Source organism: Synechococcus sp. GFB01, from assembly GCF_001039265.1.
GTDB lineage: Bacteria > Cyanobacteriota > Cyanobacteriia > PCC-6307 > Cyanobiaceae > NIES-981.
This window is the reverse complement of the sequence record NZ_LFEK01000011.1, coordinates 1-14,186: the sequence shown is the minus strand read 5'-3', so window position 1 is coordinate 14,186 and position 14,186 is coordinate 1. Positions and strand designations below refer to the sequence as shown.

The following is a 14,186-nucleotide window of genomic DNA, read 5'->3' as shown; positions in this document are numbered from 1 at the left end:
GAAATCTCGCTGAGGATCAGAGGCTGCCGGCCTTGAGAGCCAGGGCAGCTTCCATGATCTGGTGGGGCTGGATGATCGTGAGGTTTTCCAAGGTGCCGTTATAAGGCGTGGGAATGTCCTGGGAGGAGAGGCGAACGGGCCTGGCATCCAGATCGTCGAAGCACTGCTCGGTGATCAGGGCCATCAGCTCGGCACCGATGCCACCGGTCTTCATGCACTCCTCCACGATCACCACCTTGTGGGTCTTGCGAATCGAAGCCCGGATGGTGTCCATGTCGAAGGGCTTGAGGCTGATCAGGTCGATCAGTTCCACATCCACACCCTCCGCCTCGAGCAGCTGCAGGGCCTTGATGCAATGATGGCGCATACGGGAGTAGGTGAGGATCGTCAGATCCTTCCCCTTACGTACGATCTCGGCCTTGTCGAGAGCGCAGATGTAGTCGCCCTGGGGGATCTCCTCAGAGAGGTTGTAAAGCAGCACGTGCTCGAAGAAGAGCACGGGATTGTTGTCGCGGATGGCAGCCTTCATCAGGCCCTTGGCGTTGGTGGGTGTGCTCACCGCCACGATCTTGATGCCCGGCACGGCGTGAAAATAGGCCTCCAGCCGCTGGCTGTGCTCGGCTCCGAGCTGGCGGCCGACACCACCCGGACCACGCACAACGGCCGGGATCGTGTAATTGCCGCCGCTGGTGTAGCGCAGCATCCCCATGTTGTTGGAGATCTGGTTGAAGGCCAGCAGCAGGAAGCCCATGTTCATGCCCTCCACGATCGGCCGCAGGCCGGTCATCGCGGCTCCCACGGCCATGCCCGTAAAGGCGTTCTCGGCGATTGGGGTATCGAGCACGCGCAGCTCGCCGTATTTGTCGTAGAGGTCCTTGGTCACCTTGTAGGAGCCGCCGTAGTGGCCCACGTCCTCGCCCATCACGCAGACGTGGGGATCGCGCGCCATCTCTTCGTCGATGGCCTCGCGCAGGGCATTGAACAGCAGCGTTTCGGCCACGGCAGAGCGTTCCTCGTCGCCGGCCAACCTATCTCAGCCGCCTGCTGCAAATGTGCTGAGAACGAGCACCGAGAGGAGCATCCCCGGCAGCAGCAGAGTGACCAGCAGACCCAGGTCGTGGAGGGTCATCAGCAACGCCGTACCTCGTCAGAGCCTAGGTCGATGGAAGCCTGACCGCCGCGGGAGTTGGGTAGAAAGGCCGATGCCGCCGATCAGCACCGCAGCGATGCTGGGCGCAGCCCCTGCACGGCCTTGTGATGTCCGTCGCTGATCTGACGGTTACTGATCTGTCGGTCGCACGCCAGCTGGCCCTGCTCGGCGCAGTCCTGCTGGTGGGAGGCCATCCGGCGCAAGCCGCTGGTGGCCATGCGGCGGGGGGACAATCGATGCAGAGGCCAGCATCCACGGCCGAGCTGATCCGCAGTGCCGAGAGCGCTGCACCGATCGCCCTCTCCAGCAAGGCGGCGGTGGTGCTGATCGATGCAGCAGGAAACAGCACCGTGCTGCGCCAGGGCAGCAACAACTTCACCTGCCTGCCGGACAGCCCCAGCACCCCGGGACCCGATCCGATGTGCGGCGATGCCAACGCCATGGAATGGGCTGGCCAGTGGATCGGCCACAAGCCACCGAACCAGAACAAGCCCGGGTTCATGTACATGCTGGCCGGGGGCACCGACGCCAGCAACACCGATCCGTGGGCCAAGGGCCCATCGCCTGGGGATGCCTGGATCGAGACGGGACCTCACGTGATGCTCGTCGGCATCGGCCCGGAAACCCTGGCGGGCTACCTCAGCGGGCCGCGACCGGACACGCGCCAGCCCTACGTGATGTGGGCTGGAACCCCCTATGCCCATCTGATGCTGCCGGTGCGCTGAGGTTCAGCTCAACCACTCCCGGCAGGCTTCACCGGCACCAGGCTGCGCAGGAACACCAGCAGCAGGCCCAGGCCGATGAAGGCGAAGCTGAAGGTGGCCAGGAACGCCATGCCCACGATCAGGGTCTTCAGGGCCGTGGCGATGTTCTGGGCGATGGCTGAGCTGTAGTGCGGTGGGTGATGGGCGTAATGGACTGCCAGACGGCGGCTGAGGCCCAGGCAGAGCCAGGCCAGCAACCCGGATGTGAGCGCGCCGGAAAGAAAGCTCAGCGGACCCTTGCGCCGTTCGGGAGCGGACTGGGCGTCTGCGTCCGTGGTGGGAGTGGGCTCGTTCACCGATCCAGGCTGACACCCTGACGGCGCAGCAGGCAGCACCAGCTCTCGAAGCCGCCGGTCTCGAGGGCTCCCGTGAGCTGCTCCTGAGCTGCTAGAGCCGTCTCCAGATCGGCGAACAGGGCGAAGACACTGGGTCCTGAGCCGCTCATCGCCACCGCCAGGGGCCCAGCCAGACCACGCAGCCACTGAAGGCCCTGTCGCACGGTGAGCTCCTCCGCCTCGACAACGCCCTGCAGATCGTTGCGCAGCGTCGGCAGCTCCTGCACCGCCGCCAGAGCCGCCAGCAGAGGGGCGCGGCGCAACACCTGGCGCCGTTGCTCGAAGGCGCTCTCGTCGGCGAGATACCCATCGCCCCGCAGCTCACGGCAGCGGCCATAGGCCCACGGGGTGCTGACGCTGGCCTGGGGATGCTTGAGCAGCAGCACCGCCATACCCTCTGCCGGCGGCTCGGGCACCGGTTCGAGGCGTTCACCCCGACCGAAGCAGAGCTGGGTGCCCCCGTGAAGGCAGAAGGGCATGTCGGAGCCAAGCTCGCCGGCCAGCTGCTGCAGCTCGGCGCTGGAACAGCCGAGCCCCCAGAGGGCATTGAGGCCCACCAGGNCAGCGGCGCCGTCGCTGGAGCCGCCAGCCAGCCCCGCTCCCACCGGAATGCGCTTGCGCAGATGGATCCGGGCACCCAGTTCCGGCAGGCCGCTGCGGCTGCGGAGCAGCTCAGCCGCCCGCACGATCAGGTTGGAACCGTCGGTGGGCAGGTCGGGGCGGTCACAGCTGAGCCGGATGCGGGCATCGGCCGCCGGGGCGAACTCCAGACCATCGAGCAGGTCGATGCTCTGCATCACCATGGCCAGCTCATGGAAGCCGTCGCGCCGAAGGCCGAGCACCTCCAGATGGAGATTGATCTTGGCCGGGGCCCAGACGGTGAGGTCGGTCATGGCGATGCGGCAGGACGGCCGGAGTCCGCCGCCGCGACAGGCGGATCCTTGAGGCGATTCAAGCCGGCCGCCAGCGCCACCCAGGCCTGGGGTGCCAGCTCCTGGGGCCGCTGCTGCAGGCTCACCCCGGCCTGGGCAGCCAGGTGGACCAGCACCTCCGGGGCCGTGATACCCCTGAGGGTGCTGCCGACCATCTTGCGACGGGCCGCGAAGCAGCGCCGCAGCAGCTGCTCCACACCCCGGGCCAGATCGGAGCCGAGACGGCGCTCGGCGGGCCATGGGTCTAGGGCGATCACCTCGCTCATCACCCTGGGCGGGGGCTGAAAACAGCGCGGCGGCACGCTGCAGACGCTGCGACAGTCGGCCAGCAACTGCAGGCGCACGCTCAGGGCCGAGTAGGCGCTGCTGCCGGGGCGGCTGCGGATGCGCTCGGCCACCTCCTGCTGCACGAGCAGCACCAGACGCCGATAGGGCGGATCAAGGGGACGGTCGAGCCGTCCCAGCAGGCGCTCCAGGAGCGGGCCTGTGATGTTGAAGGGGATGTTGGCCACCACCTTGTCGGCGGGGGGCAGGGTCACGGCCAGGGCATCCCCCTCCAGCAGGGAGAAGCGTGGATCCTGCCCGAAGCGGTGGCGGAGCCCGCTGATCAGATCCCGGTCCAGCTCGACCGCCGCCACCGCCGCGGCGGGGGATGCCAGCAGCCGCTGGGTGAGGGCCCCACGGCCCGGGCCCACCTCCAGCACCCGATCCGACGGCCCCAGCCCCGCGGCGCCGACGATCCGATCCAGCACGTCAGCATCCACCAGCCAGTGCTGACCGAAACGCTTGCGGGCGTGGTGGCCGCGGAAACTCATCGGGGAAGCGGCTGGGATGAGGGGCATGGAGCGGGGCCGCCGGCGACGGCTTCCCACAGACTGCCTGCCAGCGCTACACCGAGTGCAGGGCCTGCGGCCCCTCCACCCTGCCAGCCACGATCACCGCCATGTCCTCCCGTGTGGCACTCGGCTGCCTGCTGTTGTTGCTGAGCGCCGCAGCGCCCAGCCGGGCGGGCAGCGTCACCGCCGAGTCAGTCTGGGACCGCGACAATGCCCTGCAGAGGGCCCGCCAGCAGCTGCCCCGCGGTGCCGTGGTGGGGCGGGAGCGCTGCCAGATCGTGGAGGTCGGCAGGGGCAATGACCGCTACCGCTGCACGATCGACTACAGCATGCCCCCGGCCGGCACCAAGCCGCCAACCGGGGTCACGGACGGATCCAGCGCACCGGCGCCCTGACGGGCGGCAGGGGAACCAGCGCCAGCACCAGTTCAACCCGCGCCTCAGCCCAGCCGGNATGGCTGGCCAGCCAGCAGCTCCAGCTGCGCTGCAGTCGCAGCAGCTTGTGTCGGTTGAAGGCNGGAACGCCCCCAGGCATCGGGGCCGCCGCGGCGGCGCCCCTTGACCTCCACCACAAGGATCCGCGGAGGGCAGCGGTCCTTGCCGAGCACCAGGTCGAGTTCACCCCAGCGGCAGCTCCACTGGCGGCTGAGCAGCTGCCAACCGCGGGATCGCAGCAGCCGCAGGGCTCTTTGCTCGGCCCAGTCGCCACGCCGGCGCAGGACGGTGCGAACCATGGAAGGGGAACTCCGCTGCCGCCAGCGTTCCCACACCCCCTAGGGTTGCTGCAGTCGGATCCGGCCCATGCGTTCCGCACATCCCGCGCATCCCCATCGGCTGGCTGCCCGCCTGTGGCGCGTCGCTCTGCTGCTGCCGCTGCTCGCAATGATCTGGTGCCTGCCGGCTGCGCCGGCAGCCGCTGCCGTGGACGTGGCCAAGCAGGTGCTGATCGGCGCCGACTACCACGGGCAGGATCTCCGCGGAGCCACCTTCAACCTCACCAACCTGCGGGACGCGGATCTCTCCGGCGCCGACCTGCAGGGGGCGAGCCTGTTCGGAGCCAAGCTCCAGGATGCCGATCTCAGCAACACGAACCTGCGCGAAGCGACCCTGGATTCGGCGGTGTTCGACAGTACCGACCTGCGCAATGCGGTGCTCGAGAACGCCTTCGCCTTCAACACCAAGTTCAGCGGGGCCCTGCGCGTGGAGGGAGCCGATTTCACCAACGTGCCGCTGCGGGGGGATGCGCTCAAGTCTCTCTGCGCCGTGGCGAGCGGCACCAACCCGGTGACCGGTCGTGAGACCCGCGACACGCTGGGCTGCAGCTGAGGGTGCCGAGCGATGAGCTTCGATCCCCACAGCCTCGAGCGCCTGCGTCAGCTGGGCCGCAGCCTGCCCCAGCCCCTCCCCCCACCGGNAATCNACCGGTGCGCCCGGCACCTGCCGAGCCGCTGCGCCATCGCGTGGAGACCGAGGAGGATCCTGAGCAACTGTTCCGGGAGCTCATGCAGGCCAGCCCGGACGGCACCGTGCCGCCCCATCTGCTCGACCGCCTGCGGCAGCTCGAGAAGCGCCGCCAGCCCACCATGCCGGCGGCAGCTGTGAGCGAGCCTCCACCTCCCCGGACCAGGAGCCGTCGGGGACCGTCCCCAGCCGGGGGGCGTGGCCAGCGCCCCCCTTCCGAGAGCCTCGATCTCTACACGGCGTTCCAGCAACTGCTGCTCGAGGACGACGACGCATGAGCCTGGCAGCCGTGCGTTGCGCCGCCATCGGCTTCTGCCTGCTGGGTCTGGTCTGCGTCGCGCCGCGGGCTGATGCCGCGGAGGCGACAAGCAGCGGTCAGCTCACCCAGAAGGAATCGTTCATGCTGATGTTCGGCAAGGGGAACGGCGCCATGCGGGTGCTCTGCGCCCTGGAGCGGGATGGGGTGATCACCCCCGAGCAGCGCCGCCGTTACGCGGATGCGCTGCTCGAGGCGATCGTTCAGGCGGGTGACAGCGAGGAGGACCGGCGCAACGCCCGCATCGGCATGGCCTTCGCCGATGGCAGGAGCGGCGTCTGCGCGAAGCCTGTGCTGTCGCGTTGAACCGACTCCTTAGGCTGCCTGCGGTGCTCCAGCTGCTTCCCCATGACCCTCCGCATCGGCATCAACGGCTTCGGCCGGATCGGCCGGCTCGTGTTCCGTCGCGCNTGTGCGATGGCCGAGGTGGAAGTGGTGGCGATCAACGATCTGATCGACCCCGAGTATCTGGCCTACATGCTGCGCTACGACTCCACCCACGGCCGCTTCCAGGCTGATGTGCGGGTCGAGAGCGGCCAGTTGGTGGTGAACGGCAGCACGATCCGCATCACCGCTGAGCGCGATCCGGGCCAGCTGCGCTGGGGCGATGTGGGGGCCGAGTATGTGCTGGAGAGCACCGGCCTCTTCCTGAGCGATGACAAGGCCCGTGCCCACATCCAGGCCGGCGCGAAGCGGGTGGTGATGAGCGCGCCGTCGAAGGACGCCACGCCGATGTTCGTGATGGGTGTGAACCACGCCAGCTACGCCGGCCAGGACATCGTGTCGAATGCCAGCTGCACCACCAACTGCCTGGCACCGATCGCCAAGGTGGTGCACGACAACTTCGGCATCGTCACCGGGCTGATGACGACGGTGCACGCGGTCACCGCCACACAGAAGACGGTCGACAGCCCCTCCGCCAAGGACTGGCGAGGCGGCCGCGGTGCCGGCCAGAACATCATCCCCAGCTCCACCGGTGCCGCCAGGGCCGTGGGCAAGGTGATCCCCGAGCTCAACGGCAGGCTCACCGGCATGGCCTTCCGCGTGCCCACACCGGACGTCTCGGTGGTGGACCTCACCGTGAACCTCGAGCGACCAGCCAGCTATGAGCAGATCAAGGCGGCCATGAAAGCCGCCAGCGAAGGAGCGATGGCCGGCATCCTCGGCTACACCGAGGACGATGTTGTGAGCACCGATTTCCTCGGCGAGAGCTGCACCTCGGTGTTCGATGCCAAGGCCGGCATCGCCCTGAGCGACACGTTCGTGAAGCTGGTGGCCTGGTACGACAACGAATGGGGTTACAGCTGCAAGTGCATCGACCTGATGCGCCATATGGCAACCGTCGGGTAGACGTCGGCTTCAGCAAAGCGAACCCACGGCCTGTGGAGGCGGCCCCTGCCTGGGCATGGCGGGGCGGCCGGGAGATCCGGGGCACGAGACGGCCGGGGCACTGGAAGGACGCCCTCCGCAAGGACGCCCTGCGCGTCGACCATGGCCAGCCCTGCCCTGATCTCCCTGCTGCACGTGCACTCGTCGACCCAGCATCATTGGTGGCTGCCGGATGACGGCTTCCCCCAGAGCATCGCCAGCCTTCTGGGAGCGGCTCTGCAGAGCACCTCCAGGCCACCGCACGGCCTCGAGGAGCTGCTCAGCGTGTTCGAACCCCTGCCCAGCCTCGGGGCGGCGGATGCCTGTCCGGTCGGACAGCAGGCCAGCTACCGCTACCTGATCCGGATGAGGCCCTGGGGGGCGGAGCTGAGCTGCTGGCGCCGCTACCCGGAGGGCATCGGCTGGCAACGCCGCTGCGGGCCCATGCCCCTGAGCCGGTTCGTACGCCGTTTCAGCGGCGCGCCTCACCCTGCATCCAGCTGATCCAGTCGGCGGAGATCTGCTTCGGGCAGACCGCCTCGCACTCGAGGTTGCTGCTGCAGCTGCCGAAACCCTCGGCCGCCATCTGGGTCTCGAGGGCGCGGGCGCGGCGGCGCCGTTCCGGCTGGCCCTGCGGGAGCTGGGCGAGGTGGGCCAGCTTGGCGGCCACGAACAGGCTGGCGGAGGCGTTGCGACAACTGGCCACACAGGCGCCGCAGCCGATGCAGGTGGCCGTCGCGAAGGCCGCAGCCGCCTGCTCCTGACCCACCAGGATGGCGTTGGCCTCGGGGGCCTGACCGGCGTTCACGGAGCAGTAGCCGCCTGCGGCGATCACCCGGTCGAGGGCGGAGCGATCCACCACCAGGTCCTGGATCAGCGGGAAGGCCCTGGCGCGCCAGGGCTCCAGTGTGAGCGTGGCGCCGTCGCTGAACTGGCGCAGGTAGAGCTGACAAACGCTGGTGGCCGCCCTGGGCCCATGGGCCTGCCCGTTCACCAGGAAGCCGCAGCTGCCGCAGATGCCCTCACGACAGTCGTGGTCGAAGTGCACCGGCCGCTCACCGGCGATGATCAGCCGTTCGTTGAGCTGATCCAGCGCCTCCAGCAACGACAGGTCGGTGCAGACCTGCTCCAGCCGGTAGGTCTCGAAGGCGCCGGGCTGGCCGGGGGCCTCCTGGCGCCAGATCCGCAGCGTCAGCGACACGGTGCGACTCATCGGTAGCTGCGGGCGCTGGGCTGCAGAACGGTGAAGCGCAGGGGTTCGGCATGACGGATCGGGTCGGCGCCGTCGCCCCTGTGCTCCCAGGCCGCGATGTGCGCGAAGCGGTCGTCGTCGCGTCGCGCCTCTCCCGCCTCGGTCTGGTGCTCCTCTCGGAAGTGAGCGCCGCAGCTCTCCTCGCGGGCCAGGGCATCGCGCAGCATCAGCTGAGCCAGACCGAAGAAATCCGTCACACGGAGCGCCTTCTCCAGCTCAGGGTTCGGACCGGCCGCACCGCCCGGCACCCGCACCTCCGCCAGGAAGCGCTGCTCCAGCGCCGCCACCTCCTCCAGGCCCGCCCGCAGCCCGGCGGCATCGCGGCTGATGCCGCAGCGATGGATCATCAGCGCCCCCAGCTGGCGGTGGAAGCCATCCACCGGCCGCGACCCCGCGACCGCCAGCAGCCCCTCGATGCGGCCCCGGGCCCGCTGCAGCGCCTCGCGGCAGGCCGGGTGATCGGCGCCCAGCTCCGGCGTGGGGTGGCCCGCCAGCCAGGCCGTCACGCTGGCCGGCGCGATGAAGGTGCCATCGGCAAGGCCCTGCATCAGGGCGCTGGCGCCGAGCCGGTTGGCGCCGTGATCGGAGAAGTTGGCCTCGCCCAGAACGAACAGCCCCGGGATCGAGCTCATCAGCTGATAGTCGACCCAGAGACCGCCCATCGTGTAATGAGGAGCCGGGTAGATGCGCAGCGGCACCGCGTAGGGATCGTCACCGGTGATCCGCTCATACATCTCCAGCAGGTTGCCGTAGCGCTGCGCGATCGGCCCGCGCCCCTGCTCGGCGAGGGCGTCGCGCAGATCGAGATACACCGAGCGGCCGCCGGGGCCGACCCCGTGGCCGGCGTTGCAGAGCTCTCGCGCGCGGCGGGAGGCCAGATCGCGGGGCGCCATATTGCCGTAGCGGGGATAGAGGCGCTCCAGGAAGTAATCGCGCTCGCCCTCGGGGATCCGATCCGGCGGCCGCAGGTCGCCGGGGATCGCCGGCACCCACACACGCCCGTCGTTGCGCAGGCTCTCGCTCATCAGCGTGAGCTTGCTCTGGCCAGGGTCGCCGCTGGGGATGCAGGTGGGGTGGATCTGGGTGAAGCAGGGGTTGGCGAAGAGGGCCCCCTGCCGGTGCGCGCGCCAGATCGCGCTGGCATTGGATCGGAGCGCATTGGTCGAGAGGAAGTAGACGTTGCTGTAGCCGCCCGTGGCCAGCAGCACCGCCTGGGCGGTGTGCACCTCCAGCGAACCGCTGATCAGATCGCGACAGACCACGCCGCGGGCCACCCCATCCACGGTGACCAGATCGAGCACGTCACGACGGGGCAGCAGGGTGATCCGGCCGGCGGCCACCTGGCGCAGCAGCGCCTGGGTGGCGCCGTAGAGCAGCTGCTGGCCGGTCTGGCCGCGGGCGTAGAACGTGCGGCTGACCAGCGCTCCGCCGAAGCTGCGGCTGGCCAGGGTGCCGCCGTACTCGCGGGCGAACGGCACCCCCTGGGCCACGCACTGATCGATGATCGCGCTGCTGAGTTCCGCCAGGCGCATGCAGCCGGCCTCCCGGGCGCGGAAGTCGCCGCCTCGCAGGGTGTCGGCGAACAGACGGCCGACGCTGTCGCCGTCGCCGGCGTAATTCTTGGCGGCGTTGATTCCCCCCTGGGCCGCCACCGAATGGGCCCGCCGCGGGCTGTCGTGATAGGTGAGCACCGTGACGCGGTAGCCCTGCTCCGCCAGGGTGGCCGCCGCCGAGGCTCCGGCCAGACCGGTGCCCACCACCAGCAGGTGCAGCTGCCGCTTGCGCAGCGGGCTGATCAGCGGCAGATCCTCGCGGGTGCGGCGCCAGGCATCGGCGATCGGACCGGCCGGCAGCCTGGGATCGGGCAGAGCGCTCATGGGAATCCGCCCGGGGCCGTGGGGGCGAGCGCCAGCGCGACCAGCGCGAAGCCGCCGCCCAGCAGCAGCGCCAGCAGCCTTGCGCCAAGGCGGATGCGGCCGCCGTTGGCCGGCTCCAGCAGCCCCAGGCTGCGGTGGGCGGCCTCGCCGCCGTGGAAGAGGTGCAGGGCCAGCGCCAGCGCCGCCCCCAGATAGATCAGCAGGCTCCAGGGACTGGCCAGAACCGCCCGCACAGCCGCCAGCTCGGCACCCTGCAGGGCCTCGACCAGCGCAGCTGGTCGAGGTGCACGACCAGAAACAGCAGCAGCACGAGTCCGCCGAGCGCCTGGCTGCGGGCCGCCAGTGCCGCCAGCGGGGCCAGTGGCCCGCTGCGGCGGCTGCGCAGCACAGCGCTGTTGCCGGCGCGCCGGTTGGCCAGCCAGCGGACCAGGCTCAGGCCCAGGTGGGCGAGGGCAACCGCCAGCAGGCCCAGCTCGGCGGCAGGCAGCCAGACGCTCCGGTGCAGGGCTGCGGCCAAGGCCTCGAACCGGGCTGGGGCCAGCGGCGCCAGCGCCACCCCGGCCAGATGCAGCACCAGAAAGAGCACCAGCAGCAATCCGCTCAGCGCCGACCCCCGGCGCAGCAGGTCGCGGCCGGGGAGGCCGGCGAGGCCGGGTGCTGACTGCGGCGGCATCGTCACAAGCGGCGCCGGCTCAGGAAGCGACCTGTTCGCATCTGAGGGCCGGCGCCTGGCCGCGCTCCCAGAGGGCCCTGTCCCCCTTGACCCAGAAGCTCTGCTCAGCATCGCCGTAGCGAGCACCACTGGCGGTGTGCGTGATCGCCAGGCGCGTGGCTTGCCGGCCCGTCAGCAGCACGGCGGCGCTGGGGGTCTGATTGAAAAAGAAGACCGTCACGCGCTCGGCGTCGGGGCCTTCGCCGCAGCGGTACTCGGCCCGGATCCCCGGCTCGGCCCGGGCAGCGCCGGCCAGGGCCACCAGGGCCAGCCCGAGCGCCCAGGGATCCGCCCCCACCGCAGTCCGCATCGGTGCCGCCTCAAGTGACAGCCAGTCTGCAGCCGCCAGGCCCGGCCGGTCCACCAGCGTCGATGGGCATCGCTGTGCCCCCGCCTGCAAGGCCTGAGGCCACGAGCCTGCGCCGCGAGGCCCCGTAGCGTTGCGCTGATGTCCAGCCGCTCTCGGTCGCCCAACCCGAGGGAGAGCGTTCCGACCGACATGAGCCGATCCACATGAGCCGATCCAATGGTGCTGTCGAACAACGGGTCCCCCGCCGGGAACCGTTGTTGCCCCACCGCTCCGTCGTGGCGGCTGGGGTCTTCGTGCTGATCGCATTCCTCTGCTGGCTCTGCTTCTTCAACGGCATCGACCTTCTGGCGCCGCTCGACAAGACAGAAGCGCTCCAGCTGGAGATCGCCCGTTCGATGGCCGTGAGCGGTGACTGGGTCACCCCTGCCACCGACGGACTGCCCTATTTCGACAAACCTCCCCTGCCCTACTGGATCGGTGCCCTGCTGCTCCGCCTCGCGCCCCAGGCCCCCTGGCTGCCGCGCCTTGGCGCGGCCACAGCCGGCTGCATCGGCCTCGGCGCCACCCTGCTGCTCTGCCGATTCGGCCGCAGCGACGGTGCCAGCCTGCGGGGGCTGAGCCGTGCCGTGAGTGCCGCGGCGATCCTCGGTCTGATGCCCGCCTATGCCGGCTTCTCACGGATCGCCCTGCATGACATCTACCTCACCGCCAGCATCACCACGGCTCTGACGATCGTCTTTCTGCTCAGCCGGCACGGCGGCCAGTCGCCGCGGCAGCAGGCACTCGCCGGCTGGCTGACCGGAATCGCGCTGGGCGTGGGCGTGCTGGCCAAAGGGCTGCTCAGCCTGGCGCTGCCGTTCGCCACGGCCTCGGTGTTTCTGACCGTCGCCGGCCCGGCTGCCCGCCGGCCGTTCACCTGGCGCTTCGCCGCGGCGCTGCTGCTGGGCCTGGTGCTGGTTGCCCTCCCCTGGCACCTGGCGGCATGGCACGACCAGGGCAACGCCTTCCTTGCCAACTACCTGGGCCGCAGCCACCTGAGCCGCTTCACCAGCGAACTCGATGACCATGCCGGCCCCTGGTTCTACTACCTGCTCGCCTATCCAGCCCTCACGGCCCCCTGGAGTCTCCCCGCCCTCGCCGCCCTGATCCAGGGCGATGCCCTCGATCCCCGCCACTGGCGGCGCCGGCTCCGGAGCGAACCCCTGTTGGTGCTGTGCACGATCTGGATCGCCGTGACCGTGGGGCTGCTGAGTCTGGCCTCCACCAAGCTGCCCCACTACATCCTCTCCAGCCTGCCTCCCACCGCCATCGCCGCCGCCCACTTCTTCTGGCCGTCACAGCAGCCCCAACCGGCCTCCGATCGGCTCAGCCGAATCCTGCTCGGCATCATCGCGGCGCTGTTGCTGGCGGCGGCCCTCCTGCTGGGCTGGATGCCCTCCCTGCTGATCCCCACCAGCCGCAATGCAGCGGCCTTCAGCCTGGCCCTGCGCGCCCTGCTGGGATCACCCGCCACGGTGGCGGGACTGGCGCTGCTGGGGGTCTGCGGCGGCTGGGCCGCCTGGCGGGGACGCCGGCCACGGCTTGGCCTGGGAGCGCTCCTGGCCGCCTGCGTCATCGGCCTGCTGCTGCTCGCCCCGCCTGTGATGCAGGCCTACCGCGTCACGGTTCAGGAGCCTCGGCTGGCACTGGCCGATCGGGCCTGCGGGAGGCGCGCGGGGATGAACCGATCCAGGTGGTGGGCAAGAGCTGGTATTCCCTGAGGATCCATACCCACGGCCGCGTCGAGATCCTGCACCGGGGCAAGGCCTTCTCACGGAGCAGCGAGATGCCTTCAGCCGCGGTATGCGGCGGCCATGGGCTGCTGCTCGGGCCGAGCAGCAGCGTGAGTCGGGCCGCCGCGAGCTGCGGATCCAGCTCGCTGGTGGTCCTGGAGCAGGACCCGCAAGCCCGCCTCACCCTGGCCCGCCTGCAACCCGCGGGCACATAGAACAGGCGTACTATCGGAGCTGTGATGCCTGTCGACCGTCGTGCCGGGAGCACCCGAGCTGCGTAAGCCATCCGGACCTGAGCCGGGCCGGGCAGCGACACTGAGCCTGCTGGCCGGCCTGCGGCCCCAGCGGCCGGAGCGGACCCTCCCCCTGGCCGGCGCCAGCGTGGCGGCCGGCTTCCCCAGCCCGGCCGACGACTACGTGGAAAGCCGCATCGATCTCAACGACGTGCTGATCCGCCACCCCAGCAGCACCTTCTTCCTGCGGGTGAGCGGCGATTCGATGCGCGGCGCCGGCATCCTCGACGGCGATCTGCTGGTGGTGGACCGGGCGATCGAGCCCCGCGCCGGCCGGGTGGTGGTGGCCGTCCTCGAGGGGGCCTTCACGCTCAAGTACCTGACCCGCCACCGGGGCCGCTGGCGGCTGGAAGCGGCCCATCCCGACTACCCGCCGCTGGACCTGGCCGCCAGCGACGACGCCCGCATCTGGGGCGTGGCGATCCACGCCATCCACAGCCTCTGAACAGCCTCCGAGCCGCCTCTCCCCGGAGCCGCCATGCCCAACGGGTCTGCCCTCCACGCCCCGGCCAACGGCCGCCAGGCCACCGTGCTGATCGACGGCAACAACTTCTACGCCTCTTGCGAAGCGGTGGTGGATCCGGCCGTGATCGGCCGGCCGCTGGTGGTGCTCTCCAACAACGACGGCTGCATCGTGTCGCGCAGCGCCGAGGCGCGCGCCCTGGGCATCCGCATGGGCCAGCCCTGGTTCCAGGTGCAGCGCCAGCTCGAGCGCCTCGGGGTGATCGTGCGCAGCTCCAACTACGCCCTCTACGCCGACATGAGCCAGCGGCTGATGAGCGTGTTGGAGGAGTGGGTGGAAGCGCTCG

20 protein-coding genes and 1 pseudogene are annotated in these 14,186 nt (G+C 70.0%); 11 read left to right on the top strand and 10 right to left on the bottom strand.

Annotated elements, in window-relative coordinates; genetic code table 11:
- Nucleotides 1-16: 16 nt before the first annotated feature.
- The gene (locus tag SYNGFB01_RS02135) at nt 17-1,000 is read right to left on the bottom strand and encodes a pyruvate dehydrogenase complex E1 component subunit beta (protein ID WP_048016759.1); all 984 of its coding nucleotides are present in this window, start codon (nt 998-1,000) and stop codon (nt 17-19) included.
- Between the two features lie 257 nt (nt 1,001-1,257).
- On the opposite strand from SYNGFB01_RS02135, the gene SYNGFB01_RS02130 reads away from it, so the two are divergent.
- Nucleotides 1,258-1,875: a hypothetical protein gene (locus SYNGFB01_RS02130; protein ID WP_152669469.1), complete on the top strand. Its 618-nt coding sequence runs from the start codon at nt 1,258-1,260 to the stop codon at nt 1,873-1,875.
- Nucleotides 1,876-1,883: 8 nt separating this feature from the next.
- On the opposite strand, the gene SYNGFB01_RS02125 is transcribed toward SYNGFB01_RS02130, so the two are convergent.
- The 3 genes from SYNGFB01_RS02125 to rsmA all read right to left on the bottom strand — a co-directional run bounded on the left by SYNGFB01_RS02125 (nt 1,884) and on the right by rsmA (nt 3,996).
- Nucleotides 1,884-2,210 carry a DUF3082 domain-containing protein gene (locus tag SYNGFB01_RS02125; RefSeq protein WP_048016737.1) on the bottom strand — a complete coding sequence of 109 codons (327 nt, stop codon included), beginning with the start codon at nt 2,208-2,210 and terminating at the stop codon, nt 1,884-1,886.
- Complete coding sequence (gene ispE, locus SYNGFB01_RS02120; protein WP_048016736.1) at nt 2,207-3,142, bottom strand: 4-(cytidine 5'-diphospho)-2-C-methyl-D-erythritol kinase; 936 nt, start codon at nt 3,140-3,142, stop codon at nt 2,207-2,209. The genes SYNGFB01_RS02125 and ispE overlap by 4 nt, the downstream gene beginning before the upstream one ends.
- Nucleotides 3,139-3,996, bottom strand: coding sequence for a 16S rRNA (adenine(1518)-N(6)/adenine(1519)-N(6))-dimethyltransferase RsmA (gene rsmA, locus SYNGFB01_RS02115; protein ID WP_048016735.1), 858 nt, complete (start codon nt 3,994-3,996; stop codon nt 3,139-3,141). Before rsmA ends, ispE begins: the two co-directional genes overlap by 4 nt.
- Nucleotides 3,997-4,124: 128 nt before the next feature.
- Between rsmA and SYNGFB01_RS02110 the strand changes: the two genes are divergently transcribed.
- The gene (locus SYNGFB01_RS02110; protein ID WP_048016734.1) at nt 4,125-4,412 is read left to right on the top strand and encodes a hypothetical protein; all 288 of its coding nucleotides are present in this window, start codon (nt 4,125-4,127) and stop codon (nt 4,410-4,412) included.
- Nucleotides 4,413-4,456: 44 nt separating this feature from the next.
- Here the strand turns inward: SYNGFB01_RS02110 and SYNGFB01_RS02105 are convergent, their stop codons facing one another.
- Nucleotides 4,457-4,750 carry a YraN family protein gene (locus tag SYNGFB01_RS02105; protein WP_369795457.1) on the bottom strand — a complete coding sequence of 98 codons (294 nt, stop codon included), beginning with the start codon at nt 4,748-4,750 and terminating at the stop codon, nt 4,457-4,459.
- Between the two features lie 67 nt (nt 4,751-4,817).
- Here SYNGFB01_RS02105 and SYNGFB01_RS02100 point away from each other — a divergent pair, with 67 nt between their 5' ends.
- From SYNGFB01_RS02100 to SYNGFB01_RS02080, 5 genes are all read left to right on the top strand, one after another.
- The gene (locus tag SYNGFB01_RS02100) at nt 4,818-5,342 is read left to right on the top strand and encodes a pentapeptide repeat-containing protein (protein ID WP_048016733.1); all 525 of its coding nucleotides are present in this window, start codon (nt 4,818-4,820) and stop codon (nt 5,340-5,342) included.
- A gap of 98 nt (nt 5,343-5,440) precedes the next feature.
- The gene (locus SYNGFB01_RS02095) at nt 5,441-5,755 is read left to right on the top strand and encodes a hypothetical protein (RefSeq protein ID WP_369795456.1); all 315 of its coding nucleotides are present in this window, start codon (nt 5,441-5,443) and stop codon (nt 5,753-5,755) included.
- Nucleotides 5,752-6,099, top strand: a complete 348-nt coding sequence (locus tag SYNGFB01_RS02090) for a hypothetical protein (RefSeq protein WP_048016732.1) — start codon at nt 5,752-5,754, stop codon at nt 6,097-6,099. The genes SYNGFB01_RS02095 and SYNGFB01_RS02090 overlap by 4 nt, the downstream gene beginning before the upstream one ends.
- A 42-nt stretch (nt 6,100-6,141) precedes the next feature.
- A complete protein-coding gene (gene gap / locus SYNGFB01_RS02085) occupies nt 6,142-7,143 on the top strand; it encodes a type I glyceraldehyde-3-phosphate dehydrogenase (RefSeq protein ID WP_048016731.1) in 1,002 nt (333 codons plus the stop codon).
- A 141-nt stretch (nt 7,144-7,284) separates the two neighbouring features.
- A complete protein-coding gene (locus tag SYNGFB01_RS02080; RefSeq protein WP_048016730.1) occupies nt 7,285-7,665 on the top strand; it encodes a hypothetical protein in 381 nt (126 codons plus the stop codon).
- Here the strand turns inward: SYNGFB01_RS02080 and SYNGFB01_RS02075 are convergent.
- The 5 genes from SYNGFB01_RS02075 to SYNGFB01_RS13980 are packed head-to-tail and all read right to left on the bottom strand — an operon-like array spanning nt 7,634 to nt 11,312.
- Nucleotides 7,634-8,374, bottom strand: a complete 741-nt coding sequence (locus SYNGFB01_RS02075; RefSeq protein WP_048016729.1) for a succinate dehydrogenase/fumarate reductase iron-sulfur subunit — start codon at nt 8,372-8,374, stop codon at nt 7,634-7,636. The genes SYNGFB01_RS02080 and SYNGFB01_RS02075 overlap by 32 nt on opposite strands.
- A complete protein-coding gene (locus SYNGFB01_RS02070; protein ID WP_048016728.1) occupies nt 8,371-10,290 on the bottom strand; it encodes a fumarate reductase/succinate dehydrogenase flavoprotein subunit in 1,920 nt (639 codons plus the stop codon). The genes SYNGFB01_RS02075 and SYNGFB01_RS02070 overlap by 4 nt, the downstream gene beginning before the upstream one ends.
- Nucleotides 10,287-10,523 carry a hypothetical protein gene (locus SYNGFB01_RS15125; RefSeq protein WP_235299863.1) on the bottom strand — a complete coding sequence of 79 codons (237 nt, stop codon included), beginning with the start codon at nt 10,521-10,523 and terminating at the stop codon, nt 10,287-10,289. The genes SYNGFB01_RS02070 and SYNGFB01_RS15125 overlap by 4 nt, the downstream gene beginning before the upstream one ends.
- A complete protein-coding gene (locus SYNGFB01_RS02065; protein WP_235299862.1) occupies nt 10,487-10,963 on the bottom strand; it encodes a hypothetical protein in 477 nt (158 codons plus the stop codon). Before SYNGFB01_RS02065 ends, SYNGFB01_RS15125 begins: the two co-directional genes overlap by 37 nt.
- 19 nt (nt 10,964-10,982) lie before the next feature.
- Nucleotides 10,983-11,312, bottom strand: a complete 330-nt coding sequence (locus SYNGFB01_RS13980; RefSeq protein ID WP_152669468.1) for an MliC family protein — start codon at nt 11,310-11,312, stop codon at nt 10,983-10,985.
- Nucleotides 11,313-11,605: 293 nt separating this feature from the next.
- Here SYNGFB01_RS13980 and SYNGFB01_RS02055 point away from each other — a divergent pair, with 293 nt between their 5' ends.
- The 4 genes and pseudogenes from SYNGFB01_RS02055 to SYNGFB01_RS02040 all read left to right on the top strand — a co-directional run.
- Entirely contained in the window at nt 11,606-13,072 is a 1,467-nt protein-coding gene (locus tag SYNGFB01_RS02055) for a glycosyltransferase family 39 protein (RefSeq protein WP_161795829.1), read from the top strand.
- Nucleotides 13,045-13,299: a hypothetical protein gene (locus tag SYNGFB01_RS02050; RefSeq protein ID WP_048016725.1), complete on the top strand. Its 255-nt coding sequence runs from the start codon at nt 13,045-13,047 to the stop codon at nt 13,297-13,299. The genes SYNGFB01_RS02055 and SYNGFB01_RS02050 overlap by 28 nt, the downstream gene beginning before the upstream one ends.
- A 100-nt stretch (nt 13,300-13,399) precedes the next feature.
- Nucleotides 13,400-13,822, top strand: a complete 423-nt coding sequence (locus tag SYNGFB01_RS02045) for a LexA family transcriptional regulator (protein WP_048016757.1) — start codon at nt 13,400-13,402, stop codon at nt 13,820-13,822.
- Between the two features lie 33 nt (nt 13,823-13,855).
- Nucleotides 13,856-14,186: pseudogene (locus SYNGFB01_RS02040) on the top strand (Y-family DNA polymerase); the annotation flags it as partial.